This window comes from Vibrio sp. 1167 (genome assembly GCF_033340375.1).
Taxonomy (GTDB): Bacteria; Pseudomonadota; Gammaproteobacteria; order Enterobacterales; family Vibrionaceae; genus Vibrio; species Vibrio alginolyticus.
This window is the reverse complement of record NZ_JAWOWK010000018.1, coordinates 1-18,766: the sequence shown is the minus strand read 5'-3', so window position 1 is coordinate 18,766 and position 18,766 is coordinate 1. Positions and strand designations below refer to the sequence as shown.

At 44.1% G+C, this 18,766-nt stretch carries 24 protein-coding genes; 4 read left to right on the top strand and 20 right to left on the bottom strand.

Going from position 1 to position 18,766, the window contains the following annotated elements; genetic code table 11:
- Positions 1 to 41: 41 nt before the first annotated feature.
- The 3 genes from R7Z78_RS22300 to R7Z78_RS22290 all read left to right on the top strand — a co-directional run bounded on the left by R7Z78_RS22300 (position 42) and on the right by R7Z78_RS22290 (position 1,822).
- A complete protein-coding gene (locus R7Z78_RS22300) occupies positions 42 to 380 on the top strand; it encodes a helix-turn-helix domain-containing protein (RefSeq protein WP_012774864.1) in 339 nt (112 codons plus the stop codon).
- Between the two features lie 70 nt (positions 381 to 450).
- Positions 451 to 1,173 (top strand): hypothetical protein, encoded by a 723-nt coding sequence (locus tag R7Z78_RS22295; protein ID WP_012774863.1) that lies wholly within the window; start codon positions 451 to 453, stop codon positions 1,171 to 1,173.
- Positions 1,174 to 1,180: 7 nt separating this feature from the next.
- A complete protein-coding gene (locus tag R7Z78_RS22290) occupies positions 1,181 to 1,822 on the top strand; it encodes a recombinase family protein (protein ID WP_012774862.1) in 642 nt (213 codons plus the stop codon).
- Here R7Z78_RS22290 and R7Z78_RS22285 read toward each other — a convergent pair.
- The 20 genes from R7Z78_RS22285 to R7Z78_RS22190 all read right to left on the bottom strand — a co-directional run bounded on the left by R7Z78_RS22285 (position 1,819) and on the right by R7Z78_RS22190 (position 17,433).
- Positions 1,819 to 2,481, bottom strand: a complete 663-nt coding sequence (locus tag R7Z78_RS22285) for a nuclease-related domain-containing protein (protein ID WP_169628996.1) — start codon at positions 2,479 to 2,481, stop codon at positions 1,819 to 1,821. The two genes, R7Z78_RS22290 and R7Z78_RS22285, sit on opposite strands and share 4 nt — an antisense overlap.
- A gap of 6 nt (positions 2,482 to 2,487) precedes the next feature.
- Complete coding sequence (locus R7Z78_RS22280) at positions 2,488 to 2,943, bottom strand: hypothetical protein (RefSeq protein ID WP_169628995.1); 456 nt, start codon at positions 2,941 to 2,943, stop codon at positions 2,488 to 2,490.
- A gap of 12 nt (positions 2,944 to 2,955) precedes the next feature.
- On the bottom strand, positions 2,956 to 3,414 hold the full coding sequence (locus R7Z78_RS22275) for an OB-fold protein (protein ID WP_169628994.1): 459 nt from the start codon (positions 3,412 to 3,414) through the stop codon (positions 2,956 to 2,958).
- Positions 3,415 to 3,514: 100 nt separating this feature from the next.
- Entirely contained in the window at positions 3,515 to 3,781 is a 267-nt protein-coding gene (locus tag R7Z78_RS22270) for a hypothetical protein (RefSeq protein WP_169628993.1), read from the bottom strand.
- 19 nt (positions 3,782 to 3,800) lie between these two features.
- Complete coding sequence (locus tag R7Z78_RS22265; protein WP_012774859.1) at positions 3,801 to 4,253, bottom strand: OmpA family protein; 453 nt, start codon at positions 4,251 to 4,253, stop codon at positions 3,801 to 3,803.
- A 17-nt stretch (positions 4,254 to 4,270) separates the two neighbouring features.
- On the bottom strand, positions 4,271 to 4,999 hold the full coding sequence (locus R7Z78_RS22260) for a TraX family protein (RefSeq protein WP_165761827.1): 729 nt from the start codon (positions 4,997 to 4,999) through the stop codon (positions 4,271 to 4,273).
- Between the two features lie 10 nt (positions 5,000 to 5,009).
- Positions 5,010 to 5,624 (bottom strand): transglycosylase SLT domain-containing protein, encoded by a 615-nt coding sequence (locus tag R7Z78_RS22255; RefSeq protein ID WP_012774857.1) that lies wholly within the window; start codon positions 5,622 to 5,624, stop codon positions 5,010 to 5,012.
- A gap of 11 nt (positions 5,625 to 5,635) precedes the next feature.
- Positions 5,636 to 6,133 (bottom strand): conjugal transfer protein TraL, encoded by a 498-nt coding sequence (locus R7Z78_RS22250; RefSeq protein ID WP_086959604.1) that lies wholly within the window; start codon positions 6,131 to 6,133, stop codon positions 5,636 to 5,638.
- Between the two features lie 16 nt (positions 6,134 to 6,149).
- Positions 6,150 to 7,832 carry a P-type conjugative transfer protein TrbL gene (gene trbL / locus R7Z78_RS22245; RefSeq protein ID WP_169628992.1) on the bottom strand — a complete coding sequence of 561 codons (1,683 nt, stop codon included), beginning with the start codon at positions 7,830 to 7,832 and terminating at the stop codon, positions 6,150 to 6,152.
- Positions 7,833 to 7,841: 9 nt separating this feature from the next.
- Entirely contained in the window at positions 7,842 to 8,069 is a 228-nt protein-coding gene (gene trbK, locus R7Z78_RS22240) for an entry exclusion lipoprotein TrbK (RefSeq protein WP_086959606.1), read from the bottom strand.
- A gap of 5 nt (positions 8,070 to 8,074) precedes the next feature.
- On the bottom strand, positions 8,075 to 8,857 hold the full coding sequence (trbJ, locus tag R7Z78_RS22235; protein WP_012774854.1) for a P-type conjugative transfer protein TrbJ: 783 nt from the start codon (positions 8,855 to 8,857) through the stop codon (positions 8,075 to 8,077).
- A 17-nt stretch (positions 8,858 to 8,874) separates the two neighbouring features.
- Positions 8,875 to 10,296 carry a TrbI/VirB10 family protein gene (locus R7Z78_RS22230; RefSeq protein ID WP_012774853.1) on the bottom strand — a complete coding sequence of 474 codons (1,422 nt, stop codon included), beginning with the start codon at positions 10,294 to 10,296 and terminating at the stop codon, positions 8,875 to 8,877.
- Between the two features lie 6 nt (positions 10,297 to 10,302).
- Positions 10,303 to 10,803 (bottom strand): TrbH protein, encoded by a 501-nt coding sequence (locus R7Z78_RS22225; protein WP_012774852.1) that lies wholly within the window; start codon positions 10,801 to 10,803, stop codon positions 10,303 to 10,305.
- 2 nt (positions 10,804 to 10,805) lie between these two features.
- The gene (trbG, locus tag R7Z78_RS22220; RefSeq protein WP_169628991.1) at positions 10,806 to 11,711 is read right to left on the bottom strand and encodes a P-type conjugative transfer protein TrbG; all 906 of its coding nucleotides are present in this window, start codon (positions 11,709 to 11,711) and stop codon (positions 10,806 to 10,808) included.
- A gap of 17 nt (positions 11,712 to 11,728) precedes the next feature.
- Positions 11,729 to 12,505: a conjugal transfer protein TrbF gene (locus R7Z78_RS22215; RefSeq protein WP_012774850.1), complete on the bottom strand. Its 777-nt coding sequence runs from the start codon at positions 12,503 to 12,505 to the stop codon at positions 11,729 to 11,731.
- Positions 12,505 to 15,045: a VirB4 family type IV secretion/conjugal transfer ATPase gene (locus tag R7Z78_RS22210; protein ID WP_225492228.1), complete on the bottom strand. Its 2,541-nt coding sequence runs from the start codon at positions 15,043 to 15,045 to the stop codon at positions 12,505 to 12,507. Before R7Z78_RS22210 ends, R7Z78_RS22215 begins: the two co-directional genes overlap by 1 nt.
- Positions 15,042 to 15,353, bottom strand: a complete 312-nt coding sequence (locus R7Z78_RS22205; RefSeq protein WP_012774848.1) for a conjugal transfer protein TrbD — start codon at positions 15,351 to 15,353, stop codon at positions 15,042 to 15,044. Before R7Z78_RS22205 ends, R7Z78_RS22210 begins: the two co-directional genes overlap by 4 nt.
- Before the next feature lie 2 nt (positions 15,354 to 15,355).
- Entirely contained in the window at positions 15,356 to 15,781 is a 426-nt protein-coding gene (gene trbC, locus R7Z78_RS22200) for a conjugal transfer system pilin TrbC (RefSeq protein WP_012774847.1), read from the bottom strand.
- A gap of 11 nt (positions 15,782 to 15,792) precedes the next feature.
- Complete coding sequence (gene trbB / locus R7Z78_RS22195) at positions 15,793 to 16,782, bottom strand: P-type conjugative transfer ATPase TrbB (RefSeq protein WP_012774846.1); 990 nt, start codon at positions 16,780 to 16,782, stop codon at positions 15,793 to 15,795.
- Between the two features lie 273 nt (positions 16,783 to 17,055).
- Positions 17,056 to 17,433 carry a transcriptional regulator gene (locus R7Z78_RS22190; protein ID WP_012774845.1) on the bottom strand — a complete coding sequence of 126 codons (378 nt, stop codon included), beginning with the start codon at positions 17,431 to 17,433 and terminating at the stop codon, positions 17,056 to 17,058.
- Positions 17,434 to 18,076: 643 nt separating this feature from the next.
- Here R7Z78_RS22190 and R7Z78_RS22185 point away from each other — a divergent pair.
- The gene (locus R7Z78_RS22185; protein WP_012774843.1) at positions 18,077 to 18,493 is read left to right on the top strand and encodes a hypothetical protein; all 417 of its coding nucleotides are present in this window, start codon (positions 18,077 to 18,079) and stop codon (positions 18,491 to 18,493) included.
- Positions 18,494 to 18,766 lie beyond the last annotated feature (273 nt).

The window sequence follows — 18,766 nt, the reverse complement described above, 5'->3', positions numbered from 1 at the left end:
ACTGCGCGGCACACTGTGTCGCGCTCTAAGGGTTTGTTAATATGAGTGAAGATAAAACACTATACAGCGGCTTTGAACCGCAAATGACGCTAGATGATCTAATGAACTCTCAATGCACTTTGCCTTTGAGTGATCCTGATTATCTTTCACCGACACCAGAGCAAATAAAATGGCTGCGAGTTTATCTTGGTTTGTCTCAAGCAAAACTTGGCTATTTTCTTGGTAAGACGGTAAGTCCCAAAGGTTGTTCTATTGTTCGTAAATGGGAAACTGCAAGCGATAAAAAAGAACACCGAGAAATTGATGCGAACGCATGGCGCAGAATGCTATATGCTGCGAATTTAGCAAGTCCCGAAGATGATATTAAGCAAGTTCGATAGTGGACAGTACAAGTAGGTATAATCACAGTTTTTGAGACTTTCAATAAGAATAAATCAGAGAGGAAAAGTAATGTCTGATATGGAATTTACTAAATACTGGACTTCTGAGCGTGCTCGAAAAAAGCAAACGGCACTGACAAAGCTTTCTAACGGCTTGCTTAAAGAAGTTATCGAGAACCCATTAGCAACAGAACTGTTTGAGCCAGAAGAAATCGAAGCTATGAAAGTTGCGGCTCAAGCTTTGAGTCAAGCCAAGCATAAATTTGCACATATCAAAGAGAAGAAAGCTCGCATTGAAAAGCGCAAGGCTCAAGAACTGGCGCACATTAAATCCCAATGCAGTAAATACGCCACTCAGGTCTTGGAATCTCTGAACTCAGACAGTGATATTTTCACCAAAGAGCAGCTTTGTCTATGGGTGACTGCGGCGCACTTTACACGTATGCGTAACATTCCCGAATCTTGGGAGTTAGACATTAACGATAATATCGAGAATCACTACCTGGACAGTGATCATACGCTTAGGCAGCGTCATATTTGGACTATGCGCGAAAAGGCTCAAAGGTCTTTAGAGGAATACCTCAATCAAGCGTGGGAATTTTCGTTTGAGAAAGATTCTTGGGTAGCCAAAGTGCCAATTAAAGACGCAGTAGCAAACCTTCTCGAACTAACTAAAAGTAGTGAGTATTCAAATGTAGAAACACGATACGCGCACCTAATAGAAACATTGGAAACCTTTAATAGAGAGGTTGAAGCGCGTAAACGTCGAAAAAACATTAAATCGGTATTTTGAATATATGATGACAATTAACAAAGTAGCCAGGGTCTATTTGCGAGTTAGTACCGAATCACAAGATTTAGAACGCCAAGAACAAATCATCGAGGGCGCTAAATCGGCTGGTTACTATGTCGCTGGGGTTTATCGAGAAAAAGCGTCAGGAGCGCGTTCAGACCGCCCTGAATTACTTCGTATGATTGACGACTTGCAACCTGGTGAAGTGGTCATAGCTGAAAAAATAGATCGCATTAGTCGCCTGCCTTTACCGGAAGCTGAAAAGCTGATTGATTCAATTCGTGTCAAAGGCGCAATGCTTTCTGTCCCTGGCGTTGTAGACCTCACAGAATTAGTTTCTGGCGCCAGTGGTGTTACCAAAGTTGTATTGGAGTCAGTCCAGGAACTATTACTAAAATTGGCTTTGCAAATGGCTAGGGATGATTACGAGGACCGACGAGAGAAGCAAAAGCAAGGTATTGAGCTTGCAAAGAAAAAAGGTAAGTACCAGGGAAGAAAGGCTAATCACAAACAACATGAACTTATCCTTTCTTTACGTCCAAATCACACTATTGAGGAAACTGCTCGGCTTGCTGGGTGTAGTACAAGCCAGGTTAAGCGTATATGGGCTGAGTACAAAAAAAAGCTTGAAAAAAGGGCCACTATCTAGCGGCCTTTTTCTTTTGCTGCAACCAACTCTTTAACGTGCCGCCTGTGCTTTAAGTCTGTAACAACGCCTCTCTTTAGTTTGATTTCATTTATGGCTTCGATAATTTGATTGTACTCAGTCTCTGAAAATACAGGCTGTGAGAAACGTTGGATGTAGTTCAGACAACCGCGGGCGTAAGTAACATTGTCAGGCATATCCGTTTTGAACGTATTATCACCGATAAAAACAATTACTGAGTGCAACTTTGATGAATCTATGCCTAATAACGACTCCAGAGTTTTGATGTGTTTGTAATTTTGATGGAGTGGGTTTTGGAACTTAGAAGTATGACGATATATTTTTTGAGTCCATTGTCTTTGGCTTTTTGAACCAAATATCCAGCCGCGCATATTTTTCGTTTCAACGATGAAGACACCAAATTTAGATACAACAATATGATCGATTTGAGTTGTTCCGTCTTCTGTGGGTAAGGTTACATTTTTTACCAACGTGTAGTCTGGATTTGGTAACTGAGACAATAGTTTGTTTACCAAATACTCGCCAAACATACCTTTAAACCATCGACTCTTAAATATATAAGCGATAATCAGCATAACTATTAAAGGTATTAAGAACCGTAGTTGAGCTAAAGCACCTGAAAATAGTTCTAAGAAATTCATGAAATATTATTCTCCCTCGGATGATCTTGACGCACTCAAATTATTTATTGTCCTAGCAGGACCTATCCCCCAAGGTTTGCTAAATCCATTGAATAGAAACGCAACTAAATTGCCAAGCATTGCCGCAGAAAAATAGCACCAAATCAATACTTCCCCGAACTTTTTAGATAGTTTATCCATTGGCACTTGTACTACTACTAAGTTTTCACAATTTACGGTTCGGGGCATTTTTTCAATGTTTTGAATTTCTAGCCGTTCGTCATCGCAAGACTCCAAATTAATAAATCCTTGGGGAGCTGGGCCAAGCGATACAACGTGTTTAATGTTGTTTAAAAAGGAACGGGAAAACCCTTCTGAACCTCCTGAAAGAACCATAGCTGCCAAGAGGAAAATAAATAGCACTGTCGCGGGCCTTACGATTGCAACAGTCCAAGAAAGGTTTAGAACTCTTAAAATGAACACGACTACCCTCCCCTAACTTGCTTGGTTGTTGTTATAACCTGGCTTAGAGACGTAAATTGAGCACCCTGGATATGCAGTAGAAATAGCAGTGATAACCCCTTTTAGGTTGATTGCGTCACCTTTATTGAGCTTGTTAGTGTCGATACCTTCACTGCTAACCAAATAGCTGATTTCATCGTTTTTAGTAACGGTAAATGTTTTAGAAAAAGCGTTATAAGTTGTAAAGTTACTGGCGATAACCCCCTGAACAACAATGCCCTTACCTACGTAGGCATTTTCTGCCCTTAGTTCATTCTTTTGAGCCTCTTGGCATATTCTTCCCGCGGTGTCCGTCACCATGACAGGTTCAGGAGTTAATCCATCGCTCATTGATGCCATTGATTCATTGAAATCATTAATGCTTTTTTCTAGCCCTGCACAACCTGATAGTAGAATTGATAGTGAAGTAGAAATAATTGCCAACTTTTTCATGAGAAATCCTTTTTTGGTTTGGTAGTGATGTTTGAAATCATTCGATTCCAAACATCATAACTAATATGCAACTGATTGATTTGATCGTTAGGTCAATAAATCACATTCGCATACTGCGTTTTTGGGGTTGGTCCTGGTTGAGATTTTTGTGCTGTGCAATTTCTTTTTCAGCGCTTCGAACTTTAGCCGCTAAAGCTGGGTGCTTTTCGCTTTCATTGAGCTTTTTAATGATCGCTTCGGCGCGTTCTGTATTAGGTTTGTCACCATCGAGCTTTTTAGAAGCGTCTTTGCACATCCATCCTGGGATGACCCCCTTCTGGTTGCTGACAATTGATAACAGTTCTTTTGTTTCCTTTAAGGCAGACATAGTAAACACCTCTCTTTAGTTAGTAGGTAGGGACATAAATCATTTCTATATCGACGCGCTGGTTGATACGTCTTCCTTCTGGCGTCCAGTTTTCTGTTAAATAGTCATCAGCTGAAACGTAGTTGATCATGATTTTCAGCGGTGATACACCTTGAGCAACTAGATAATTTCGAGCTGAAACCGCTCTTGCAAGCGCTAGGTTTTCGTCTCGTTTACTTGGCTTGTTAGTGCTTGTTCTACCGTTGATTGTGATCATTGAGGCATCAAGAGCCGTTTCTAGCATTACCTTCGCAACAGGCCCAGGACGAAACCTGGTGCTACTTTCCCCGAACGATACAGATACCGTTCTCGATACAACTTCACGCATTGCGTTATTGTTGTTGTAATTGTTGTAGTCGTTTGTTCCTGACATTGCAGGGACAGTGAAAGCTAAACAGCTGAGAGCTAAAAAAGTGCAAATTGATTTGCGCATAACTCGATACTCCAAAATCAAAAAAATAAATAACCGGCATTACTCATTGGGATTCTGATAAGCCAAAGGGCGCCGAGGTGTAACGGATAAAAAACGTAAAAAAACCAACGAGTACGAGGAACTTTAAGATCAAACATTGTGGAGCTAACCAGGATTGGTAATGCGGCCAGCGCCCACATATTGCCATTGATAACACCAAGGGCAGCACATGCCAGGACTGCTACCCCTGCTGTATAAATAGAAGGTTGTTTTAAATAGGACCACACTGCCACCCCGAATAACATGGCAGGCCACCAAAATTCGACCACAGTTCCTGCATTTACGAACACTAAGAAGGCAAAGAAAAACTGCTTTTTCTCGATGAAATATGTAGTGGCCGTAATAGCTAAAAGTGTAAAGAGAATATTTAGCGGCCACCAACCCCCGTAAACGGTCCCTAATGCCATGAACGGAACAGAAGCGATAATGCCAAATGTAGCGAGACGTTTCATTGTCCGGCCATATACGCCGGATTCTAATTGTCCTGGTCGAGCGAGGTTATACGCCAGGACAAAGACAAATATTGGCATTGCCAATCGTCCCGCTTCAAATAAATAAGGTAAGGTGCCATTGAACAGGTATTTATTAACATGATCGCCAGTCATCAAAATAAGGGCGAGTAATTTCAAACCTTCAATTGTGCCGTTCGAAATGATGATTTTAGGCATGGTTAACGCTGCTTTTGCGCTCACTGTTGGGCTATTCATTACGCTACCTCTAATTAAACGAGATTGTTCTAGGGACATAACCTTTAGCTTTTAAAGCGTTAACTGTCCCCTTCTTTTCTTGGCGTTCAGAACGGTTATATTTGACTTCTATTTTTGCCGCTTCTTCCAATACTTTGCGCATCTTGTTGCTATCACTTGGGGTTTTACCCCCCTGAGCTGTCACATCAACAGTGGTAAAGTTTTCATCCAGCCAATCAGCCCACTTGATCGCTTTTTTCATCAAGTCAGCACGATAAATTTGATTGTATTTTGGCGTCCGTGAATGGTAGTTAGCCGCTCTAGTCCAAAGGTCCCCTGAATCTTTTAGGATATGCCCGCGAAGTCGCCATGCTGCGAGATCGAAAGGGTAGCAGCCGGACGCTGCTACATGCTCTGCGGTAATGCCATACTTTTTAAGATCGCGTAAATAAGCTGTATTAAACTGCATAAAACCAACGTCATGCGTACCGTTTGAGTTTTTAACCCATTGCCCTGGTTTACCTGATTCTTTTTCGGCCACGGCCAAAACAATGTTGGCTGGTACTTCATATTTGGCAGCTGCTGAAATTGAGCACACAACGCGCTCTTGTTCTAAAGGTGGCATATCTGCAATAAACGGTAACATGACGTATTTCCTTACCAGTAGTAAGTCGGCCCAGCCAACTCATTTTCTATATAAACCTCAGCGAATCGTTCAGTTCTAGTACAACCTTTGGGGGTTCTATAACCATCCCTATCACGTCGACAACGGGTCCCTTTGATGTACTGGTCCGGTATAGTTTCCCAGCTCACACAACGCCTCCTGTCACCCCCATAGCGGTACTGTGAACAAACTTGGTGCGATGGAATAAACGCTGCGTATCCATGCTGTGAAGACATATGGCTACCACTTCCTGATGGTGGATTTACAGCACATGAAGTAAAGCTTGGTAGCGGAGGCTTGAGTTTCTTAATGCGTTTTTTCATGGCACTTTTCGCAGCACCGCAACCACCAGGAAAGCCCGAAGGGAGACATAGCCAAATCGAACATTCATCTTGTGAAGCTGCTTGTGCTGGCGCATTAAAGGTAAGAGCAACAGTAAAGAGGCTAAGGCCAACCAATAGTTTTCCTGCTTGTTTTTTTGTCTTAATCATCTTTAATTTCTCCTTGTTAAGCTGTTTGATCTTTGTTTACAAAGCTAGCAACTTCTTCGTTGCGCTCTTGCTGACGTTCTTGCGCATAAGAAACATATTCACCCACATCAAACGTGTTTTTATCTGGGTTACTTGCTTGCCAATCCGCGTGTGATTGACGGGCCTTGTCTTGGTCTTCGCTGGAAAGTGCATCGAAGCCACCTGTTTGATTGACCCAACCGCCACTACCGCCACTTAGACTGTTATTGTCGAAAGAAGGGGATTCGCTATCAGAGCCGCTACCTTGGCCTTGTGCTTTAATGGCTGCGGCGACTTTACCACCCGCAGTGTCACCGACACGCTGCATAGCTTTTGATTTCATATTGTCTGATTTAGCTTTAGCAACGGAACCGATACCTTTGGCTAAGTTGGCGCCAGTGTCGGCAGCTACACGACCAACTTTACTTGCCCCAGCCATGAAACCGCCCGATTTTTGGCTATCACTTGAAGGTGTTTCACTGCTGCTAGAGCTTTCTGAACTGTTTGAGCCAGTTTCAATACTGCTAGGACTCGAAGAATCAGCGAAACCTGCGGCTTCGGCAAAAGGTGAACTTCCAGTGCCAGCTTCGCTGCTGTCTGCACTCCCACCCCCGCCAATGGCGCCACTTAGACTGGACATAACGTCTGTGCCGTTTGATACGTTCTCGTTTGCTTTGTTGATTGCGGCCATAAGTGCTTGAGCACCACCTGCCATATTTGAAGCACCTGCGCTCATAGCAGCGCCGCCCGTTGCAGCTGCGGCCATTGCCATACCTGCCGCCCCCATAGCGGCGCCTGCGCCCATTGCCCCAACTCCAGCACCGCCAATACTTGCGCCTGTGATAATACCTGCCAGCATTGCAGGGACTTTGTTTGTGAGGACTAAGAGAATTACAGCAACAATCAACATCACGCCCATTTCTTTGAGGCTGATACCTTCACTCATAGCCGTGTAGTAGTCATCGAGGAATGTTTTACCAATACCGACCAGGAGCACCATAGCCATTAATTGAGCACCCAAACCTAAGACAGTTTTGTAATAGTTGATTGCAAAATCTGTGGTCCAGCGAGAACCGCCAAACCCTAAGAAGAACACACCACCATAGGCAAGCACCCAACCAGCACAAAGCAGTAACAGCATATTGATACCAATTAACGCCAGGATAACGAGGATAACGGCCCCCATTAAAATCCCTGCGAGCGAATCACCTGGCGACCAGAAAGAGGATTGATCTAGAACTTTGTCGAAAATGGCAAAGCCAATATCAACAATTCCTGATGGTGATAACCCCATACCCAAGCCAGTTGCATTACCCGCTAACTCTCTTAAAGAGTCGTAAATATCTGATGCGAAATTAGGTCCGTTTGTAAGTAGCCACCAAAAGAAACCTGTAACCACAGTGAATCGGATCAACTCAGCAAAAATCTCGCTTAATCCTCCTTGGCGTATAAGAATTTGTCCGAACGTCCACACCATCGAAATAACAGCTAGAGTCCAAAATAACCAACTAGCCGCATCGACGATAATGCTGGCCCAGCTGGCCGCGGCTGTAGAGTAGCGAGCAAGTACATCATCAAGTAAGCCTGAGTTGTCGATTGCTGCATGAGCTGGGGTGGCAATCAAAAACGCCAACCAGACGACCACAGGCATAACGATTTTAAGATTGGCTGGCAGTTTCATATTAGTTCCTTACCATTCTTTTTTAGGGCTAGATTTGAGTTCACCGTCACCAGTGCTGCTACGGCGTAGACACTTAGTTGCAAATTCCTTTTTTGTCTCTTGGTTTTCAATTTTCTTGATGTTGCTGATAGTGCAATTCACATCATTTACTTCTGGCATGGGTTCGTCACCACATCCGGCTAATAGGGCCGTCAGAATGACGGCTCCTAGTGCTTGTAATTTGTTAAATTTCATCATTTTCCTTACCAGGTACGCGCTGGGCTTGGTGTGTAGCTTCCTTTTCGGAGCTGTTCAGCTGAGGCTTGGTGTTGCGCTTCTCTATCGGCCACAACTTGCATACGGGTTGCTACTGCGTTCTGTTGAGCAATCAGCAAACTACGGATTTGTAACAGTTGGTTAGTTTGGTTACTGGCGAGCTGATTGGCATAACCAATAGCTTCTAGTTGACCTTGCGCCCCTTGCGCTGTTGATTGGAGTCGTTGCAGCTGGCGAGCATCGTCTTTTATATTGTCCTGCTGCTTTTCTAAACCTTTAAACAAAGCATCATTAGCCTTCTTTTGGGATTCTGACGCCAGGCGGCGATTCTCATTCATTGCTGACCATTCAGCCTCACTACAACCAGAATTTGAGAAACAAGGCGAGCTACGGTAATACGCAACGTCTTGGAATTTTCCAAGATAACGATCTAAGCTCCCAAGCTGATTTTGGTAATATTGAAGTGTATTCGTTGCTTGCACTAAGCCATTGATGGTCGATTGTGCTTGGTCCCAAATATAAGCAGCTGGGGCCAACGAGTTTTGCAGCATGTTTTCGTACTGACTTAATTGAGTGCGATACTGTTCAATCTGTTTGGCCGTTTGTGCCGCAGCCTGCATCGCTGTCACAATATTTTGAGCCAAGTTACCACCGTCAATTACAGGGATACCTGCTTGCACTGGTTGTGTTATCAGAGTAGCGACCGAGCCCGTTGCCATTGCGACAACCAGCACAGTTTTAGCGGCTAAAATTCTTCCTTTTGTTTTCATTTCATTATCTCCTGGCGTTAGTAATCAAATGAGCTGTATGGCTTAGAAAAAGTCATGTCTTTGGTAACAATTACGTTGAAGCGATAACCAGGACGAATTTCCAAAGTCGGCGCAATATTCATATTTTTTCTGATCATCTCTACAGCTACTTGTCCTAGCTGCTGGCCTAGAGCTTCACTTAGCGCATCACTTGCACGTTGACGGTCGTTACCATCGCTGCTGTTGTCGTTGTCCTGGCTTAATGTGATACCTGCTGTGATACCTGACATTAAGAAAGCCGAACCAAAGATACGCACATAGTGGTTATTTACTTGGTCGTGGAAACCTGAATAACCTGCTGAATCCGCGCCTGGCATTGATCCGATATCCATTGCTTTACCATCGGGAAAGATGATCCGTTGCCAAGCAACTAACACGCGCTCTTGTCCGTAAGCTACATCGCTAGAATAAGAACCAATGAGGCGAGAACCCTGCGGAATCAACAAGTGACTCCCTGTCGCGGTATCGGAAACGTTCTGAGACACTTGGGCCATAATCTGACCTGGAAGATCTGAGTTGATACCTGAAATAAGCGTGGCAGGAATTACGAAGCCAGCTCTTAGCTCGAAAGGTGTACGAGGCGCCTGCATTTGTGAATTAAGCTGCCAACGGTCGCCGCCATTACTATCAAACTCTCCGTATCCATTAGCACCACCTTGAGCTGACGTTTGCATGAGCATTGGCGCACTGTTTGATGAACTGCCACCAAAACCGCCGCCTCTATTCCTATTCTGAGCTTGGGCTAATCCTTCTTGGTACACTGCATTAGGGTCAGTGCTTCGGAGCGATGCCGTTTGACTACGAACACGCGCAATTTCTGCGAGCATTTCTTTACGAGTCTCAGGGCGAGAACCTGGAGCCGGGGCTGAATTACTGCTGCGCGGAGCTACCGCCTGAACGCCTGTTCTTGCGCTGACAGCTTCTTGTAGCATTTGTAGCTTAGCCATACGGATACGCTGGGCTTCATCATCCATTTCTGGACTATTTAGCGTTGGGTTTTGCGGTGGCGTTGGTGGCAAGTCTGGATTAGCTGGACGAGCTACCGTAACGGCGGTTGTGCTGGCTGTGCTTTCAGCTGTACTTTCTTCCGATTCTTGAACGCCCGCCTCTAAATCAGGTATTACAGGAGGCTGTGCCGCGGGAATAAAACCATCCTCTTGAGTGCCTGCAATTTCATCGGCAAACATTGATGTATTGCCCGCAAACTCTTTTTGTCCTTCTGCTGGCGCATTCTGCTGCTCAGAACGGTCTGCGGCAACTAGCATCATTACCAGTAAAAAAGAGCCAAGCACACCGCCAAGAATCATCACTGGGCGATTATTAACACGGCGAACGCCTGTTTTTTTTGACATGTCACCAGGTGAAGCGTCAGGAGACATTTGATCGTTTTTATCGCTCATATCGAACTACTCCTTACGGACCCAATAACCCATAGGAACAACAGTGCCGTTTTCTTGGGCGTAGGGACGAGTGATTGATTCATTGCCTACCATGACGGTTACTCGGTACATATTTGTGCCAGAGAACTGATCAAACACGTAATAGATAGGCAGGCCAAAACCTTGCTGAACAGGTGTTTTTACCTTTACTTCTGGCGCTGACTCATTAGGTCGCGAGGACGTTCTTTGAGCCGCTTTAGCGGTTTCAGGGTCAAACTCCAAGAGGGCGTAACCTTTATCTCTCAGCCCTCGAACTAAAGCCGTACCAAAAGCATCAGGAGTCGCTTGTTTTATCTCAAAACGAGTCTTAGCAGGTGGATACAATGATGTGATTTGTTCAATAGTATCGTTTGCTATTTTTTGTTGATTCAATCCGGTTGGATTTTCTACAAAGTTCCCATAAGGGGTGTGCGATGCACACCCTACCAAGGCTAGGGAAAAAATTGCTGTGGCAAGTAATTTACGCATGACTATTTGCCCTCTTTGGTAATAGTGATTTTGTCTTGACGGCTACCAACACCAGAGATAAGAATCGCTTTCTTAAACACCGTATCAACGATGTAACGATCTCCTTGAACTCGATAGTTAACCATTTCGGTTTCAGCATCACTGAACCAACCGCCATCATTTCGAACAACTAATAACGTTGGTGCGTCTGCCTGTTGCATTGCCTTTGGCATTTGAATGATGGTCTTGTGACCGTCATTGAACACACGAACAGGCTTCCAAGCGGCTGAGCCAGAAACTTGATAATCAAAAGACAAATCGCCCAGGTATTCTCGCGTAGAAGGGATCGTATTATCTTCTCGATGTTGACGTTCACGGGTTCGAATTGTTTCCCATTTAGCTAAAGCATCTTCGGGATATGTGAAAGACACTTGAGGCATGTACTCTTTGCGGTGTGAACGCAAGCGAATGTGGTAAACACGGCGGTCTGTAGTGACGACTAGACTTGTTTCTAGGCCCACATCCAACGGTTTAATTAACAAGTGTTGTGTTTCCGCTGCACCCGTACCGGAAATTGCTGGTTCGACATTCCAACGAGCGGTATCACCTAACTGAATTGAATTGACGTATTCACCTGGTTGTAAGGCAATATCACAAACTTGCAGAACAGCACATACAACACTTGGTGATTGCACTCCAAATACATACTGTATCGAACCGTTACGGCCAGAGAACGGGCGAATACCCCCGTTACCATTTCCCGCTTGCCACTTTTTGGCAATAGCCAATGCTTGGCGTTCTTGTTGCGTTAAAGTCGGGTTATTGTTTGAAAAATATTTATCTTCTAGACCGTTCGCATTGGCGATTTTTGCTAGAGAAGGCACTAACAGCGCAGTGCCAAGAATTACAGCTGATAATTGCTTGTTCATAGGTTTAAGCCTCGTAATCATTGCAGGCGTGACCAAGAGAAGTCACGAACGTAAATACCCAGCGGGTTATTGCGCATCTGTTCTTCTGTGGTCTGCGTTGAAGTATCTGCGGTGTAAACAGTAACTAATGCGCGCATTAGAGCGGGTTCACCTTGTTTAACACCTTGTCGGTCTCGTACTGTTTCCACCCAATCGACTTGCCACGTTGTCGGTGTTTGCGGCATGACTGATTTAATATCAATACTTACCATTACCTTCGCGGCACGTTTGAATGGACTTGAATCCGCACTACCGTTTAGCCATTCATTCATTTTTATGGTCGCTGAATCTTTCGGTGATAAATGGGCGTAAACACCAAAAACAGCTTTACGTTGCAAAGCTACGTCTGGAGACACCAAGCGAGCATTTTCAATAAATTTTGAAACCGTCGAACCCATAACTCGCGGGTCAGCCATTGAAGAAGCTGTGACGGGTCCTGCTGCTTGAGCCTGACCTAAGCTGTCCACTTCAACTACGTAAGGGACGAACTTTGATTGACTACCAATGTGAATCACACCACCAACAGCGGCCAACGTAATTAGCAGGGACAAGATCCCCACAACCTGCCAGGTCTGCTTTGCTGAAACCACTGAACCCACATGTTCATTCCAAGTACGGCGGGCAGTCAGATAAGGGTTTTCAGTTTCTTCTTGGCGTTTACCCTGTTTTTCTTCTTTCTCAACGGTCGGTTCTGATTGATAACCTGGCGCGGGATTTTTGAAAATCAGCCCCTTTAGTGTGTCGGAAAAGCTCATTACGCGGCCTCCAAGTAGTTATTAATATTTATGCCTCTGCTTGCTAACCATTCATCAACCCACTTTTCACCATGCTTAGCTTCAAGCTGTTTAATGATTGCTACAGATTCCTTGTCAGAAGCCCCTACAAACGACAATGCAAGCGGGCCAAGAGCTAAGTCATAGAGACGGCGCCCATTTTCCGAAACATAGTAGTATTGACGTTTAGGAACCGCGGTTGCCAAAATGTCGATTTGACGGCTATTGAGGCCCATTCGACGATAAAGAGCCGCTGTATCTTCATCACGCGCATACACGTTAGGAAGAAAGATTTTGGTTGCAGTAGACTCGACAATAACGTCTAGGATTCCAGAGTTGGCCGCATCAGACAGACTTTGTGTTGCCATAAGAACCAGACAATTCGCCTTACGAAGAACTTTGAGCCATTCTCGAATTTTTTCACGGAAAGCTGGATGCCCTAGCATTAGCCATGCTTCATCTAAAATAATGACGGACGGTTGACCTTTCAGGCTGCACTCGATACGACGGAATAGGTAAAGCAATACTGGCAGTGCGAACTTCTCGCCCAGGTTCATCAATTCTTCGATTTCAAATGTTGTGAAATCCGTTAAAGACAATCCATCTTGTTCAGAGTCCAATAGATGACCCATAGCCCCATCTACTGTGTATTGGCGCATCGCTTCACGGATATTTTCATCCTGGATTGTTAAGGAGAACTCAGACAGTGTACGCGCACCGCTTTCGTACATACTTTGGATTGCGTTACCAATCTCGTTACGTTGAGCTGGAGTGGTATTAACCCCGTTTAACGCCAAAATGGTATCAATCCATTCCATCGCCCATGCGCGATCTGATTTGCTATCTAAGAATTGCAATGGACAGAACGCTAGGCGGTCATCGTCTGCACCAACAGAAAAATGTAATCCATTGACAGCCTTTGTTAATGGGTACATAGACATACCCTTGTCGAAAGCATAAATAGACATGCCTTTGTATCTGCGCAGCTGAGCTGCGATTAATGCCAAGTGCGTTGATTTACCCGCCCCTGTTGGACCAAACATAAAAGTGTGCCCCAAATCTCGAACGTGCAGGTTTAACCTAAACGGAGTAGAACCACTTGTTACACAGTTCATTAGTGCTGGCGCCAATGATGGATACATTGGGCAAGGAGCCTTATTTGAACCAGTCCAAACAGTGCTTGTTGGAAGCAAGTCGGCCAGATTCATAGTGTTAATTAGTGGACGACGAACGTTTTCGACACCGTGACCTGGCAGGCTTCCCAAGTAAGCATCCAGAGTATTGATAGTTTCTGTACGAGCTGCGAAACCAAGACGGTTTACTGACTTTTCTACTTGGCGGGCAGACTGTTCTAGTCGGTCGCGGTTTTCATCCATTAGGACGACAACGCTTGTGTAATAACCCGCAGCTACAACACCACTACTGATTTCAGCAATTGCGGCCTCTGCATCTTGAACCATTGATAGTGCATCTTGATCTACAGTGCCGTTATTAGTGTTGAAAACCTGATCAAAGAAACCTCTAATCTTCTGGCGCCACTTTTTACGGAACTTGTCTAAATGTCTTAGTGATTCGTGTTGGTCCATGAATATGAATCGTGATGACCAGCGATATTCAACAGGCAATTCAGCAAGAGCAGAAAGCACTCCTGGATATGACTCCATAGGAAAACCTTCAATCGCTACGACCTGAACAAATTTACGACCGACTTTAGGAACAACACCCCCCCACATTTCTTGACCGCCTAAGTACGCATCCAAATACATAGGATTGCTAGGCAATGTCACAGGATGATTAAGGCCCGTAATACAGAACTGTAACCACCCCAAGAAATCATCGTGAGTGATGGTTTTTCCATCTTCATTTGTAATTTTGTTACCACGCAAACGACTCAGATTAACAGCGCTGGATAGACGGTTTTCAATAGCGGTTATTTCACGCTTGAACTGATTAATCAGGCCCTTTGTTTGTTCTTTCTTACCAACAATTTCCGCATCGTCATCAAACATAAGTTCAACAAACTTTCGCTGAGCCAATACTGGAGGAAACCAGGTTAAAGTGAGCACAAAATAGCCCTCATACATAGTTCCCAACCCTTCGAATAGTTGGCGGCGTTCTTCGTCAATAGCAGCTGAAATCTTGTCTGGAAACTCAGATAAATTACGATCTGAATATTTTGGTGATGGACGGCGTACAGCATCAACGTGAACCATCCAACCACTACCCAAACCAGAAAGCGCCTGATTTATACGAAAGGACACCATTTCTCGTTGTGCATCGGTACTACTTGCGTTGTCCTCTCCTTTGTAAAGCCATGACGCCATAAATGCGCCGTTTTTACATACCACTACACCATCATCGACAACGGCAGCGTAGTTAAGTAAATCAGCCAATCCTGCATCTTTAGAGCGATGCTTTTTGAGTTTCAATTCAGCATCAACCGCACGGACACGGGAGAATAGGATTAGTAACAACAAAGCACCGAAGCCAGCAATGGCGAATGAAATAGATTGAATCATCATTTGTATTGCTTCCCTTGGCCTGATGTATTTTCACGGAAGGGCGTACTACGTGCTGGGTAGTACGCTTTGTATATGCGGTGTCTCAGATACACATGACGCAATTTAGGATCTGATTTAGCCATTAGTCGGCACACAAAAAGCGCACCCCACCAAAGACAAATACCGAATACAGTTGCTCTAATTTCTTGAGCACTAAAAATTAGTGCGGCAGCGAGCAAACCAGAGAACATCACAAGCTCACGATCCCCGCCCATGAACAAGTTCGCTCTGTTGCCAGCCCTACGAATGGGGATCGTGCGCAAAGCCATAATTAAGCCGCCTGTACACCGTTAACAACACGAGAAGCCGCGCCGCCAACTTGGTTAATAACAGCTTCGCTAAGCGCAGCAAGTTCAGCACCACGACCGAAGAACGTAGACATCATGTTTTGCGCACCTACAAGCATTGCCATTACCAAAACAAGGAAAATCAGTGTGCGGAAGAAGGCGTTTAGTTCACCACCGAAGATCAAAATACCGCCCGCAACAACGATACCAATCATTGAAAGAGCGAACGCCACAGGACCAGTAACAGAGTTACGAAGGTTAGTTAGCCAGCTCTCATAAGGAAGTGAGCCGCCAGTGCCTTCGGATGCCATTGCAGGTTGAAGCGCCATTGCTAAGAACATCAACGCAAACAAGCCCAGGTAGAACATAGACGAGCGGTCGAATCGGATTTTTGATAGAGAGAATTGCATTTGTATAACTCCTAGATAGGTTTGTTTGATAAGGTTTCGGTCACGTATTGACCATCTTGATAACCGGACACTTCGATAATTTCTTCGACGGCCCTAGTGTTGGTTTTTTTGTTTTTGGCGATGTACACCAACGCATGAACCGCCTCGCCTATAAACGGTTCAATTGGGTCTGGTTTTTTAGGGTGCATTGTTATAAGGAACTTAAACCTCCCAAGACCACTAGAAGGGCCTTTGTTCGCATGTATTGTGGCAACGCCACCTGGATGACCTGTATTCCAAGCCATTAACAAATCGAGAGCTTCTGGACCACGCACCTCACCGACTAGAATTCGGTCAGGTCGCATCCTTAATGCGGTTTTTAATAAGCTGGTCATATCGACGGTTTCAGAGGTGCGGTACTGAACATAGTTCTTCGCGGCACACTGAATTTCACTGGTGTCTTCAATGATGATGAAGCGGTCATTAGGGAACTGTTCGACGGTTTCACGAATAATGGCGTTTGCCAGTGTGGTTTTACCGGAACCAGTCCCCCCCACGACAAGAATGTTTTTCTTTTGTGAAATGATATTCACTAAAGAATCTTTTTGAGCGGCAGTCATAATTCCGTTTTCTACATACTGTTCAAGCGTGAATATGCTCACCGCTTTTTTACGTATGGCAAATGACGGACCCTGACCTACTGCCACAGTCTCTAGTTGCCCTGCAAAGCGAGAACCATCTAAGGGAAATTCAGCCTCTAAATTCGGAGTGTATGAAGTAACTTCTTTGCCATGAAAACCTGCTACGGTTTCGATAATAGCTCGGCCTTGAGCTGGTCTAAGTGTGGTGATGCACTGCATATCTTCACCTAGCTTTTCAACCCAAACTGTGCCGTCAGGATTGAGCATCAACTCTACGGTTTTTGGATCATTAAAGATTGCTAGTAGTTCAGAACCCATGTCCCTTTCTAGCTTTCTTTTTGCTCTGTCTTTTACTGAGCCTGTCGATTCGTTAGGTTGCATTCAATTGCCTTTAAACTTAGTTGAATTCGGTAAATCCGTTTCTTGAACATACGATATACCGAAATTAAGCCATGTGCAACTAAACACAACAAAAGAATTTAAAGAAAATTACCTTTTGCCTTGCGAGTGAGACGCCACGCGAGCGCAGTCACGTTTTTAAATGGAGATAACCATATTGAAAAGAAGGATAAATAGTGGAATTTTGTGTATGAAGGGATGCTAAATTTAGCAGCTAAAATTTAGCCGCTAAAATATTAGTATTAGGGATGGATATTACTTTCTAGAGGAATTGAGTTGTTGGAGCTTTAATCTGGTTTCTTCGCCCCACTTCTTAACCTGGAATGCCTTGTGCTCAGGTAAGATAACAGAAACCCTTTCGTAGCCAGGAGGAAGACTACTTAATACTTTACCACCCGCCAAGGCTTCAAGAGATTCTTTGTTAAGGTCCGTAGATTCCAATAGAAGCGGTAGCGGTGTTTCAAGAGCTGACGCTATTGCTTCTAATACCTTCAATGAAGGATTTGCATTCCCCGTAGTTAAATCAGATAAGAACGATATAGACACCCCTGATCGTTCTGCTAATTCTGATTTAGTCATGTGCCGTTCATCTAAGATTTTTAGCACATTGGTAAAAAAAATGTAGTTGTACACCAACTGCCCCTCTTTAGGCCAATTTTAGCCGCTAAAGTTTTTAACTCCATATTAAAGGTTAGCCACACTCCGATTAATGATAGCGAAAGCACACTCTAACATGAGTTTCAACAAATTACAGTTTATCGAATATCTTACTCACGATATGAACTTTATTCCTAATAAAAACAATAGTGCTCGTGCTGTTTTTGATCCAGCCGTCACAAGTATTTACGGAAAAATAGAAATCGAAAGGAAGATGTAAGTGGAAAAGCATTATTTTTTTATTATCAATGCTATTGAGCATTTGAACACTAAGGGTAAATCAGATCAATAACCTTATTGTTGAGAACAATCACAACTCTAAGCAAGACTGCATCATCAGACTAAGCAGCTCCCTCAAGTTTCAATAGGTCAACAATTACTGGCTTTGTTTGATACTTAACCACTCTGTTAAAAGTTATTTATAAAACAACTTATCTAAAAGAGATATTTACTCCAGGGAAAAGATTTTTTATATAACCCATCAAACCAAAAATCGTCAATAAATAACTGTAATTATTGGATTTTTATTGATATGCAACTTGACAAATTAGGGTAAAATGCCCTATTATATATCTCAAAGGCCGGACATATCGTCAAGGTCAAAACCGGAGAATTTCCGATGACAATTTACACATACACTTCTGATCTTACTCGCCCTCTTTGCCCTACCTGTGGAAGACCTGTCACACAAGACACAGACACCCCAGAAACGCCTTGGGATGGCACTTGCTCATCAGGTCACTCGTTCACATTCCAGCTGGAAGACATTGTGATTTATGTTTATGACGATGAAGGAACGCTAAACAGTGCGAACGTTGCTGACTTCGACTGTGAAGTTGAAGCTGCTGTGAGCGTTATTAATAGCTTGATCGAATGGACTGAAGAATATGCGAATAAGCATTATGACAGTAGCGACATTGAAGCTCACCTGACTGAGCTTAAAAAACTGAAATCTGATGTTAAAGGTTACGCTATTGATGTTTCAGATCCCATCTGGTTCGAAACAAGCCTAGGTTTTACCTTTGGCGTTAAATAACCTTAAAGTGGCCAACATAGTCATAAATAACTATGTTGGCCGCGGAGAAAGCGTTGCTGTTAGGCATGTTCTGACCCACGGAGAAAGTGTTGCTGTTAGGCACGTTCTGACCTACGGAGAAAGCGTTGCTGTTAGGCACGTTCTGACCTACGGAGAAAGCGTTGCTGTTAGGCACGTTCTGACCCACGGAGAAAGTGTTGCTGTTAGGTGACTTTGACCCCGCGGAGAAAGTGTTGCTGTTAGATGACTTTGACCCCACGGAGAAAGTGTTGC